The organism is Caloramator sp. E03 (assembly GCF_006016075.1).
Taxonomy (GTDB): domain Bacteria; phylum Bacillota; class Clostridia; order Clostridiales; family Caloramatoraceae; genus Caloramator_B.
Genome location: NZ_CP040093.1, coordinates 544108 through 556272 on the forward strand (window position 1 = coordinate 544108; position 12165 = coordinate 556272).

Here is a 12165-nt window from a genome sequence, read left to right on the forward strand (position 1 = left end):
AAGGATATACCAATGGTATATCCTTATTCTTCGTCATCTTCAAAGTCTTCTTCATTTAACCATTCTTCATAAGCAGCTGCAACCTTTTCAAATTCATCATCATCTTCAATAGTTGTAAGCATTTCTTCTCCATCTTCATTTGTTGTAAGTTTTAGTACAACTGCATCTTCTTCATTTTCTTCATCTACAGGGTATAACACATAGTATTCATTTCCATCAACTTCAAGAGCAGTTATAACTTCAAATTCAGTTTCTACTCCATCCTCATCAGTTAATACTACAGTATTTTCGTTGTTTTCCATAGCAAACACCTCTTTTCTAATTATAATGTTATTGTAATTTTATTTTTAAAAGCTGTCAATCATTTATTTGTTAATTCTGTTAAGATAAGTTTGTAGTATATATGTTGCTGCAATAGTGTCAATTACTTCCTTTCTCTTTTTTCTAGAAACATCAGCATCTATTAACATCTTTTCTGCTGCTACAGTTGTCAATCTCTCATCTTCTAATTCTATATCTAACTTTATTCTGCCCTTTAATTTATCACAAAAATCAATAATCTTTTCTGCCCTTGGACCTATTGTTCCATTCATGTTTTTAGGAAAGCCTACAACTATTTTTTCAACCTGATATTCATTGATAATATTTAGTATTTCATTTATGTCTTTTTTAATACCTGTTCTTTTTATAGTTTTTATTCCCTGTGCCGTCCAACCTAAGGGATCACTTATTGCAACTCCTATAGTTTTGTCTCCAATATCAAGTCCCATTATCCTCAAGATTTTATCCTCCCTATACTATTTTTATACAAAATTCTGGGCAATATGCTGAACAATATCCGCAAAGAACACATTTATCTTCATCTACTTTTGCCTTATTATTAACAACTTTTATTGCCTTATTTTTACACTTTTTTTCACATTCTCCGCAACCTTTACACCAACTATCTATATGCAATCTTCTTTTTCTATTTTTAAGTTTTGTAAGTATATCTTCATCAATCGTTCTTCCTTCAAATATGGAAATATTTGTATATACCTCTTCTAAGGATTGCATACCTACTGCAATAGAATGTATGTTAGGATTATTTAAAACAAAACTGAAGCATTCTGTTGAATTTGACATGAGGTTTCCACCCCCAAGAGGCTTCATTGAATATATTCCTTTCCCAGATTTATTTGCTTTTTCAACTGCCTTTAGCATATCATCAATACTACCATCTATAATTCCAAGTCCTTTTATGTTTACAATAGGATGTATAACATCTATCTCTTCCATAGTGCATATAGCTTCAACCACTTCAACAGCATGTGTTGAAACTCCTACTGCATCTATTATTCCACATTTTTTTGCATCTATAAGATATCTTAAGGCCTCAGAATGCCCTTTTAATGTTAATCTGCTTTCCTGCTCATGAAGGCAAAATATGCTTAATTTTTTTAGTCCAAGCTCTTCTAATGCTTCCTGAACACTTTCTCTCATACCTTCATAAGTGTAATCATAAGATTTTGATGATATTATTATGTTTTTATTTTTTGAAAGCTCAATTGCTCTTTTTATATATGGATATGTCTTATATAGTTTTGCAGTATCTATAAAATTAACCCCCATATCAAATGCAGTTGCAATAACTTTTGCTCCTTCTTCTATATCTAGATTTGCTTGCAGAGGTCCCACAGTAAGCCCTCCAAAGCATAGCTTTGAAACTACCAAACCAGTTTTCCCAAGTCTGACATATTCCAACACTAATACCTCCAATTATATAAAATATAGACGGTACGAAAAATACCGTCTATATTTTATATATAATTTTAATAACTTTTATCACTTTGACTCTTAATAAACATCAATTTATTTTTCATTTATAAAGCCTCTTAAAAGCTCTTCTAATATTTCATCTCTTTCAAGCTTTCTTATTTTTGCTCTTGCATTTTTATAGCTTGTGATATATGTAGGATCACCTGAAAGTATATAACCAACAAGCTGATTAATAGGGTTATATCCTTTTTCTTTAAGTGCATCATATACCTCATTAAGTATCTCTTTTATTTTTTCTCTATTTTCCATATTAAATTTGTATTGCATAGTACCTTCTTGGCGTTCGGTCATAAAAACCACACCTTTCCCACGTTATTAACTATAAACATAATATACCACTATATTAAAATTAAATCAAATATGAAATTAGTAATTTAAAAAATTTAAGGCGGTAAACCGCCTTATTTAATCATATTTTCGATTATAGAATACACGCTTTCGAGGGCTTGAGTAACTTTACTTGTATCCTTTCCTCCTGCTTGAGCCATATCTGGTCTTCCTCCACCGCCTCCACCAGTTATCTTTGCAACTTCTTTAACTAGATTTCCTGCATGAATTCCAGATGCTACTGCATCTTTACTTGCCATAGCAATAAAGGTTACTTTTCCATCCTTAACATTAGCAAGGACAACAGCAGATTTTCCAAGCTTATCTCTTAACCTGTCTCCAAGTTCCCTTAAAGCATCTGCATCAAGTTCAAGACAAGCTACTGCCACCTTTATCCCTTTTATATCCTTTGCAGAATCTATTATTTGTTGTAAAGAACCTAAAGCCATTTTAGATTTTAAGTTTTCAATCTCTTTATCTTTATCCTTAACTTCCTGAATTAAAGCTTCAGCTCTTCTAACTATATCATTTATTTGAGTCTTTAATGCTAAAGCAGTATTTTTTAAAGTATTTTCCAAGTTTTCAACATAATTTAAAGCACCTTTTCCAGTAACAGCCTCAATCCTTCTAATACCTGCAGCGACTCCTCCTTCAGATATTATCTTAAACAGACCTAATGTAGAAGTATTTGAAACATGTGTGCCTCCACAAAGTTCAATGCTAAATTCTCCAGCTTTAACTACTCTTACGATATTACCATATTTTTCACCAAACAACGCCATTGCACCCATATTTTTTGCTTCATCAATTGTAGTTTCAATAGTTTTAACATCTAATCCTTCTAAAATCTTTTCATTTACCATGTTCTCAATTCTTCTTAAATCCTCATAAGAAATAGCTTCAAAATGGGTGAAATCAAATCTTAATCTATCATAAGATACTCGAGAGCCAGATTGTTCTACATGGTTTCCAAGTATTTTTCTTAATGCAGCATGAAGAAGGTGTGTTGCTGTGTGGTTTCTTGCAATATCAAGTCTTCTATCCCTATCAACTACAGTACTAACAATTGAATTTACTTTAATGCTTCCCTCAATTACCTTTCCAACATGTATTACTTTATCATTAGCTGTTTTTTTACAATCAAATACCTCAACTTTAAATCCGTTTCCAATTAAGTATCCCCTATCTCCTATTTGACCTCCCATTTCAGCATAAAAAGATGTATTGTCAAGTATTACTGAAACATCATCGCCTTCATTTGCCATATCAACAACATCTCCATTTGAAACTATAACAAGTACTTTACCTTCTGATTTTGTATCTGTATATCCAGAGAATTTAGTTGTAATTTCTGCAGGAAGTGTCATATATATATCCATTTCTGTTCCCATATAGTTTGTTTCTTCCCTTGCAGCCCTTGCTCTTTCTCTTTGCATTTTCATCTCTTCATTAAAACCATCTATGTCTACTTTCATTCCTTGTTCATCAAGTATTTCAATAGTTAACTCAAGTGGAAAACCATAAGTATCATAAAGCTTGAATGTATTTGCTCCCGATAATATGTCTTTACCTTCTTTTCTAAGATCATCTATATATTGATTGAGTATAATCATTCCTTGATCAATAGTTTCGTCAAACCTTTCTTCTTCAAGCTTTATAACCTTCTTTATATAATCTTTCTTTTCCTCAAGCTGTGGATATGCATCCCGTGAGTTTTCAATTACAACATCACAAAGCTCCCAAAGGAAAGTTCTATTTACTCCAAGAAGTTTCCCGTGCCTTGCAGCTCTTCTTAAAAGCCTCCTTAAAACATATCCTCTACCTTCATTTGAAGGAAGTATACCATCACTTACCATAAAAGTAACGCTTCTTATATGATCCGTAATAAGTCTTAAAGATACATCTTTTTTGCTATCATTCTTATATGTAGTGTTTGAAATTCTACAAACTTCATTTAATATGTTTTTCATAGTATCTATATCAAATATACTATTCACACCTTGCATTATCGTTGCAATTCTTTCAAGCCCCATACCTGTATCTATGTTAGGGTTTTGAAGTCTATTGTAGTTTCCATTTTCATCTTTATCAAACTGTGTAAAAACAAGATTCCAAAACTCAATAACTCTATCTTCTTCTCCAGCCTTTAAAAATTCTTCAAGCGTATTTATTTTACCTTCTCCTCTGTCAAAGTGTATTTCAGAGCAAGGCCCACATGGTCCTTGACCTATTTCCCAAAAGTTATCTTCTTTGCCAAGTCTAAATATCCTTTTTGGATCTATATCAGTTTTGTTTACCCATATATTGTATGCTTCATCATCATCAAGATATATTGTTACATAAAGCTTATCCTTAGGAATCTCTAAAACATTGGTTACAAACTCCCAGGCCCATGGTATTGCACTCTCTTTAAAATAATCACCAAAGGAAAAATTACCAAGCATTTCAAAAAAAGTTGCATGCCTTGCAGTTTTTCCTACTCTCTCAATGTCCCCAGTTCTAATGCATTTTTGGCATGTTGTAACTCTTCTTCTTGGAGGTATTTGTTGACCAGTAAAATAAGGTTTTAAAGGAGCCATACCTGCATTTATAAGAAGAAGGCTTTTATCATTTTGTGGAATTAGCGAAAAGCTTGGAAGTCTCAAATGACCTTTTTCTTCAAAAAAAGATAAATATTTTTCTCTTATTTGATTTACACCCATCCACTTCATGTTATCCCTCCTAATTTGCTTATATATAATATTAAAAAAGCCCTCATCCCTAATTAGGGACGAAGACTTATTACTCCGTGGTACCACCCTTATTACCATAAAGGTCACTTTAAACTATAACGGATGAACCGTCTTTGCCTACTAAATTCAGCAAAGAAGCTTTGGGACTGCTTCCACTATATCCTCTAAGGACTCTCACCACCCGTCCTCTCTCTTAAAGAAAGATTATAGCGTACTCCTTCCCTTCATAGCCTTTAACTTCTAATCATTATATATAATATGGTCATATTTGTCAATTGTATTTGCTTATACAATTCTTGGTTAAATTATAATAGATTCAAACATCTCCTAAAACAATCAATATAAACTTCTAAGTATATATCTATAAGCTACTTTTATTATACCTGCAATTGGAATTGAAAGTACAAGACCCCATCCTCCAAAAAACTTTCCACCAATTAAAAGTATTATCATTATAAAAACTGGATGTAATCCTATACTCTCTCCCATAAGCTTTGGTGCTACAACACCACTTTCAAACTCCTGTATTATAAAAAAAACAACTACAACTATCAGAGACTTATTTAATGACTGTGAAGATGCTGATATAAAAGCTGGTAAAAATCCTATTACTGGCCCAAAATAAGGTATTATATTTACTATACCGTTTATGAATGCAATAATTAAAGGATATTTTATTTTAAGTATTACCATAGCTATAAAGGTTAAAAAAAATATAATTATTGATAAAATTATCTGGCTTTTTATAAAACTACCAATAACTTTGTCTATTTCACTTCCAAGCTCAATTACTTTATTTCTTATCCTGCTTGGAATAAAAGATTTTATAAAATTTATTAAGTATTCTTTATCCGTTAAGAAATAATAAACAAATACAGGCATTAATATAAAAGTTGGTATCTCCATTGAAAATTCTATTATATCATTAAAAAACTTTCTTAAATAACTTGTTACAACCATTTCAACTTTAATAATACTACTATCAACTACTGATTTCATATAAGAAGGAAGAGAATTGTATCCTATGTTTATTTTAAAACTATCAACTATTCTTCTATATTCATCTATATTCTGAATAAGTGAAAGAATATCTTTTACTATACCTGGTACTATAATAATTATTAATATAAAAAAAAGAGTTAAGAAAAATAAAACAGATAAAAAAGCAGCAATTTTTATACTTATCCCTTTGGATTTTAAATAATCTGTTAATGGGTTCAGCATATAAGCAATAAAAATAGAAAATAATATTGGTTTTAAAAAACTCATCAAATAATAAGCTAATAAAATTATAGTTAGATAAAATAACGTTATAATTATTTTTTTAGCCTCAATTTTTATCATAAACTTATCACCTTACTAAATTCTTAAATGATATGATATTGGTTATATCTATATCATCTTCATCAACAATTATTTTTTCTTTACCAAAAACAGTTTTCTCATTTATTATTATTATCTTTCTTCCTTCAAAAATATCTTCATAAAAACCTCTCTTACAGATTAATGCTTTTAATTCTCCATTAAATTCATCAAAAATCAAATCATTTAAAGCTCCAAGCCTTTTTCCATTAATATCTATTATTTCTTTGTCCATAAAATTTTGAAGCATTATATATTTATACTTTTTTATAAAACTCTGATTCAACTTGTAAATATCGTTTTTAATAACTATAACATCTTCGTATTTTTCTACATCTCTAATTAGAAGTAAATTAAAGGTAGGAAATATATTTTTTGTAGTAATAATAAAAGAATATATTTTTAATTTATTTATATCAATTAAAAAATCTTCTATTCTTCCAATTATATTTCCTTTTTTATCAACAACACTGCAGCCTCTAACATCAAGATATTTTTTCACATTAATCACATCCTTTTAAGTTGTAGTATGAGTTCTTTTGCTATATAATTCTAATAGATTTTATAAGAGGTGAAAGAAATGAATAAGAACATTTATAATGCATTTATTATATGTATTATCTGCATACTTCCCTTAATTATAACGCCAAACAGACTTGATTATTATTACGAGGCTAAAACATATCTGCTGTATATTTTGTGTTTTTTTACATTTATACCATTTATTCTTCTAAAATTAAAAAAACATTTTAATGATAACAAATTAATTTATTATATACTTTTTGCTTATATATTTACTTTATCTATATCAACTTTCTATTCTATTAACTTTTATCAATCACTATACGGGAAAATATATAGATACGAAGGTTTTTTGACTCTGATTTGTTATATTATTATTTTCTTTATAGCTTCATCTTCTTATACTTTTTCAAAAAATCATTTGATATATCTTTTTACATCTTCATCACTTATATCAATCTATGGAATTCTACAATACTTTGGATATAATTTAGTTAAAGTCGATCCAATAAGGAGCAAATGGGTAAGATATGTATATTCAACTATTGGTAATCCTAATTTTCTTGGAAGTTACTTGGTTCTTATACTTCCTATTAGCATTTATTGCTTTATTAAATCAAAAAAAATTATATACATTGTAACTTCATCCCTTTTTTATTCAACACTTTTATTAACCAATACAAGAAGTGCATGGCTTGGTTTTGGTGTTTCATTTATATTATTAGCTATCCTTTCTTTAAAATATAAAAAAGGTCTTAAAAGTTTATTATTAGTTTTATTCCTTATATTTGCTATTGCATTATTTTTAAATTTTAATAAGAACAATGCATTAATAAAAAGATTTGATTCTATTATAATTGATGCAAAAACTTTTTATTTAAATAATGCTACAAGTGAATATTCTGGCTCTTCAAGAATATTTATATGGAAACGTGCCTTGAAATTAATACAAAAAAGCCCCTTTATTGGTTACGGACCTGATACCTTTGATTTAGTTTTTATGAGTAATTATAGAAATGATGTAAAAAAATACATTGGAAATATCATAATAGATAAAGCTCATAATGAATATCTTCAAATAGCAGTAACTTTAGGCATTCCTGCACTTTTTATATATCTATTCTTCTTATTTACGATACTATATAAGGCATTTAAAAATACAAAAAAAAATATCCTAATCATACCACTACTTTGTAGCATCATAGGATATCTAATACAAGCATTTTTTAATATAAGTGTTGTTTCAGTTTCCCCTGTGTTTTGGGCTTTTCTTGGAATATTATATAACTTTACTTCTTCTACAGGATGTCGTCAATAACTCCTCCCCCAACAACTATATCATCATTATAAAAAACAACTGATTGTCCTTTAGTAATTGCTCTAACAGGAGTATCAAACTCAACAACTATGCCTTCTTTATAAGGATATATTGTCGCTGGAGTTTCTTTTGCACTATATCTTATCTTAGCAGTAACCTTCATTTCCTTTTTTAAATTATCAAATGGAATTAGATTTACATCCTTTGCATAAAGCCTACTATTAAATACTTCTTTTTCTTCTCCAAGTACAACTTCATTTCTTTCAGGTATTATATCAACAACATAAGCTGGCCTTCCCAATGCTATACCAAGTCCTTTTCTTTGACCAATAGTATAGTTTGCAATACCCTTATGCCTTCCAAGAATATTACCTTCCCTGTCAACAAAATTTCCTGGATGTATTTTTTCTGGCACTCTCTCCTTTATAAACTTACCATAGTCGTTATCAGGAATAAAGCAGATCTCCTCACTATCAGGCTTACTTGCTACAGATAAACCTATTTCTTTAGCTATCTCTCTAACCTTATCCTTTGTATAATCTCCAAGAGGCATTAATGTATGCTGTAGTTGGTATTGCGTCATATTATAAAGTACATAGGTCTGATCTTTTAAAGCATCCTTTGATCTTAAAAGAAGGTATCTATTAGTATTTTCATCCTTTACAATTTTTGCATAGTGTCCTGTTGCAATATACTTTGCTCCAATTCCATGGGCTTTTCTTAAAAATTCATCAAATTTAATATGCTTATTACATGCAATACAGGGATTTGGAGTTCTTCCTGCAATATACTCGTCTACAAAATATTGTATAACTTTCTTTTCAAAAACCTCTTTAAAGTTCATAACGTAAAATGGTATATTAAGCATATCTGCAACTCTTCTTGCATCATTAACAGCAGAAAGGGAACAGCATCCTCCTTCTCTCTCTTCATATTCCTTATTGTAAGGCCAAACCTGCATTGTTATTCCGATTACGTCATAGCCTGATTTTTGAAGAAGATATGCTGTAACGGAGCTATCTACTCCTCCACTCATACCTACAACAACTTTTTCCTTCATCTACTCACCTACTCATGATGATGGTCATGATGATATTCTTTATCTTTAAAAGGTTCAAGACCATTTTTTATTCTGTAATCGTTAATTGCCTTGTGAATTGCTTCTTCAGCAAGTACAGAGCAGTGCATTTTAACAGCAGGAAGCCCGTCAAGTGCCTCTGCAACAGCCTTATTAGTAAGATTCCATGCCTCCTCTATAGTTTTTCCTTTAATAAGCTCTGTTGCCATGCTGCTTGATGCTATTGCAGCCCCACACCCAAAGGTCTTAAATTTAACATCCTTAATTATATTATCTTCAACTTTAAGATATATTTTCATTATATCTCCACAAGTTGGATTTCCAACTTCTCCAACTCCATCAGCATTTTCAATTTCCCCTACATTTCTTGGATTAGTAAAATGATCCATAACCTTTTCACTATACATTTATTATTTCCCCCTTATGTTTAAAAGTTTCATATAGTGGTGACATATCTCTTAGTCTTTGAACTATATCAGGTAGAACATTAAGTACATAATCTATATCTTCATCTTTATTTGCATCACCAAGAGAAAGCCTTAATGAACCATGAGCTATCTCATGAGGAAGTCCTATTGCTAAAAGTACATGAGATGGATCGAGAGAACCTGAAGAACAAGCACTTCCTGTTGAAGCACATATTCCTCTCTGATCAAGAAGCAAGAGCAAGGATTCCCCTTCAATAAATCTAAAGCTAACGTTTATATTCCCCGGCAGCCTTTTTTCAGGATGTCCGTTAAGCTTTGTATAAGGTATCTTCTCCATTATTCCTTTTAATAGCCTATCTCTCATTTTTCTTATTTTTTCATTGTGAGCATCTATATTTTCTGTTGCAAGCTCAATAGCCTTTCCAAGGCCAACAATTCCAGGAATGTTCTCTGTACCTGCTCTTCTTTTTCTTTCCTGCCCTCCACCATGAATTAAATTCTCTATTTTAACTCCCTTTCTTATATATAAAGCTCCAACACCTTTTGGTCCATAGAATTTATGGGCTGCCAGAGATAGCATATCTATATTCATTTCATTAACGTCTATTTTAACATTTCCAACTGCTTGAACAGCATCAGTATGGAAATATACATTTCTCTTCCTTGCTATCTTCCCAATTTCTGCAATAGGCTGAATAGTTCCTATTTCATTATTAGCAAACATTATAGATATTAATATAGTTTTTTCAGTTATTGCCTTTTCAAGCTCATCAAGCTTTACTGTTCCATGCTCATCAACATCAAGATAAGTAACTTCAAAACCATTTTTTTCAAGAAATTCGCAAGCATGAAGTATTGCATGGTGTTCTATCTTTGTTGTTATAATATGGTTCCCTTTATCTTTATTTGCAAAGGCAATTCCTTTTAGAGCCCAATTATCTGCTTCTGAACCTCCACCAGTAAAGTAAATCTCATCGCTCTTTGCACCAATAGCTTTTGCAACCTTCTCCCTTGCTTCTTCTATTGCACTTTTTGAACTTCTTGAAAAAGTATATATAGAAGACGGATTGCCAAATCTTTCTGTAAAATACGGCATCATCGCATCAAGAACCTCAGGTTTTACATAAGTAGTTGCTGCATGGTCCATATAAACAAACCTTTTGTCCATAATAATTATTCTCCCTTCCTTATACCATTTTTAATCTGATTGTAGTCATCTATCATATCCTGCAGGGTAATCGATTCAATAACCTTATTAACACTGTCCCTAATTTTTATCCATAAAAGCCTTGTTGCACAATAGCCTGTTCTTGCACAGGTAACTTCATCATCTATGCATTCTGAAATTTCAATTGGACCTTCAAGAACATTAAGTATATCTGCAACAGTTATTTCACTTGGAGATTTTGATAACACATAGCCTCCCTGTGCTCCTCTTATACTTTTTATAAGTCCTGCTTTTCTTAATGGCCCAAAAAGCTGCTCTAAATAATATTCAGATATATTTTGCCTCTCAGCAATTGTTTTTATAGATATTGGTTCGTCACCATAGTGAAGTGCTACCTCAAACATAGCTTTAACACCATATCTGCCCTTTGTAGACAGCTTCATAACATCCCTCATTTCAGAGTAAAATAGTATGATTTACATTTATACAATAGCATATCCGAGTATTTTTGTCAACATTCTTTCCAGTTATATTTGTAATAAGTCTCAAAAATTATATGCATCCTGAACAATTATGGCAATTGAATTTTACAGGTCTAATGGATTTAATAACAAACCCTTCCTTAGGTTCTGTTACATAGTCAATTTTAATGCCGTCAGAATATTTGATAACATTTTCATCTGCAAAATATGTAATTCTGCCTACTTTTTGAACAGCATCATCATTTTTAATATCATCAATTGCTAATCCGAATTTAGCACCATGACATGTTATTTTATCAACATAAATTCTAATTTGATTTTTCTCATTATATTGCTTTATAGTTTCAAATATTTTCTCTTCAGCTAATTTAGTAACTAAAATCTCCATGATTAACCTCGCAATTTAATTATTCTTATTATTAAAATTAACATTTTATGTGCCTTTTATACAAATACTCAGTTATTTACATTTTTAATAATAAAGATTATATACTTAAAATTTATAAGCAGCAATGTTTTTAAATAAATTAAAATATCAAAAATAAAAATTATAAGCAAAAATGGATAAGATATGCTAAAATATAAATAATATTATAAAATAATGGAAGGTGAAAAGAATTGCATAGATATTATATTGTTGTTTCAGGAATGGTTCAAGGAGTAGGGTTTAGATATTTTGTATATTATACTGCAACAAGGCTTAATCTTACAGGATGGGTAAGAAACTGCGACAACGGAGATGTTGAAATAGAAGTACAAGGTGAAAAAGAAATATTATTAAACTTCATTAACAAAATAAAAAAAGGAAATGGTTTTTCTGATGTAAAAGATGTTAAAATTAAAACTATTGAAATTATGAAAAATGAAAGAAGCTTTAAAATATATGCATAGTAAAATTACTTATGCAATATTTTATAAGCTTCTTTTTTA

At 30.2% G+C, this 12165-nt stretch carries 14 protein-coding genes and 1 other annotated feature; of the genes, 2 read left to right on the forward strand and 12 right to left on the reverse strand.

Annotated elements, in window-relative coordinates:
- Window positions 1–23: 23 nt before the first annotated feature.
- The 7 genes from FDN13_RS02885 to FDN13_RS02915 form a co-directional block, all read right to left on the reverse strand.
- Window positions 24–302 (reverse strand): DUF1292 domain-containing protein, encoded by a 279-nt coding sequence (locus FDN13_RS02885; RefSeq protein ID WP_138978815.1) that lies wholly within the window; start codon window positions 300–302, stop codon window positions 24–26.
- Window positions 303–365: 63 nt separating this feature from the next.
- Window positions 366–779 (reverse strand): Holliday junction resolvase RuvX, encoded by a 414-nt coding sequence (ruvX, locus tag FDN13_RS02890; protein WP_138978816.1) that lies wholly within the window; start codon window positions 777–779, stop codon window positions 366–368.
- 13 nt (window positions 780–792) lie between these two features.
- Window positions 793–1743: an aldo/keto reductase gene (locus tag FDN13_RS02895; protein WP_138978817.1), complete on the reverse strand. Its 951-nt coding sequence runs from the start codon at window positions 1741–1743 to the stop codon at window positions 793–795.
- A gap of 108 nt (window positions 1744–1851) precedes the next feature.
- On the reverse strand, window positions 1852–2109 hold the full coding sequence (locus tag FDN13_RS02900; RefSeq protein WP_138978818.1) for an IreB family regulatory phosphoprotein: 258 nt from the start codon (window positions 2107–2109) through the stop codon (window positions 1852–1854).
- 110 nt (window positions 2110–2219) lie between these two features.
- The gene (alaS, locus tag FDN13_RS02905; protein ID WP_138978819.1) at window positions 2220–4856 is read right to left on the reverse strand and encodes an alanine--tRNA ligase; all 2637 of its coding nucleotides are present in this window, start codon (window positions 4854–4856) and stop codon (window positions 2220–2222) included.
- Between the two features lie 52 nt (window positions 4857–4908).
- Window positions 4909–5114 (reverse strand) — a binding site (T-box leader).
- 99 nt (window positions 5115–5213) lie between these two features.
- Window positions 5214–6221 carry an AI-2E family transporter gene (locus FDN13_RS02910; RefSeq protein WP_138978820.1) on the reverse strand — a complete coding sequence of 336 codons (1008 nt, stop codon included), beginning with the start codon at window positions 6219–6221 and terminating at the stop codon, window positions 5214–5216.
- A gap of 7 nt (window positions 6222–6228) precedes the next feature.
- Window positions 6229–6741 carry a PRC-barrel domain-containing protein gene (locus tag FDN13_RS02915; RefSeq protein WP_168190051.1) on the reverse strand — a complete coding sequence of 171 codons (513 nt, stop codon included), beginning with the start codon at window positions 6739–6741 and terminating at the stop codon, window positions 6229–6231.
- A gap of 441 nt (window positions 6742–7182) precedes the next feature.
- Between FDN13_RS02915 and FDN13_RS02920 the strand changes: the two genes are divergently transcribed.
- Window positions 7183–8079 (forward strand): O-antigen ligase family protein, encoded by an 897-nt coding sequence (locus FDN13_RS02920; protein WP_168190052.1) that lies wholly within the window; start codon window positions 7183–7185, stop codon window positions 8077–8079.
- Here the strand turns inward: FDN13_RS02920 and mnmA are convergent.
- The 5 genes from mnmA to FDN13_RS02945 form a co-directional block, all read right to left on the reverse strand.
- Window positions 8060–9139: a tRNA 2-thiouridine(34) synthase MnmA gene (mnmA, locus tag FDN13_RS02925; protein ID WP_138978823.1), complete on the reverse strand. Its 1080-nt coding sequence runs from the start codon at window positions 9137–9139 to the stop codon at window positions 8060–8062. The genes FDN13_RS02920 and mnmA overlap by 20 nt on opposite strands.
- Window positions 9140–9147: 8 nt before the next feature.
- Window positions 9148–9564: a Fe-S cluster assembly scaffold protein NifU gene (gene nifU, locus FDN13_RS02930; protein WP_138978824.1), complete on the reverse strand. Its 417-nt coding sequence runs from the start codon at window positions 9562–9564 to the stop codon at window positions 9148–9150.
- The gene (gene nifS, locus FDN13_RS02935) at window positions 9557–10753 is read right to left on the reverse strand and encodes a cysteine desulfurase NifS (RefSeq protein ID WP_138978825.1); all 1197 of its coding nucleotides are present in this window, start codon (window positions 10751–10753) and stop codon (window positions 9557–9559) included. Before nifS ends, nifU begins: the two co-directional genes overlap by 8 nt.
- A gap of 5 nt (window positions 10754–10758) precedes the next feature.
- The gene (locus FDN13_RS02940; RefSeq protein ID WP_138978826.1) at window positions 10759–11196 is read right to left on the reverse strand and encodes an RrF2 family transcriptional regulator; all 438 of its coding nucleotides are present in this window, start codon (window positions 11194–11196) and stop codon (window positions 10759–10761) included.
- A 109-nt stretch (window positions 11197–11305) separates the two neighbouring features.
- Entirely contained in the window at window positions 11306–11623 is a 318-nt protein-coding gene (locus FDN13_RS02945; protein ID WP_138978827.1) for a hypothetical protein, read from the reverse strand.
- A gap of 230 nt (window positions 11624–11853) precedes the next feature.
- Here FDN13_RS02945 and FDN13_RS02950 point away from each other — a divergent pair, with 230 nt between their 5' ends.
- Window positions 11854–12126, forward strand: coding sequence for an acylphosphatase (locus tag FDN13_RS02950; protein WP_138978828.1), 273 nt, complete (start codon window positions 11854–11856; stop codon window positions 12124–12126).
- The last annotated feature ends 39 nt before the right edge of the window (window positions 12127–12165 follow it).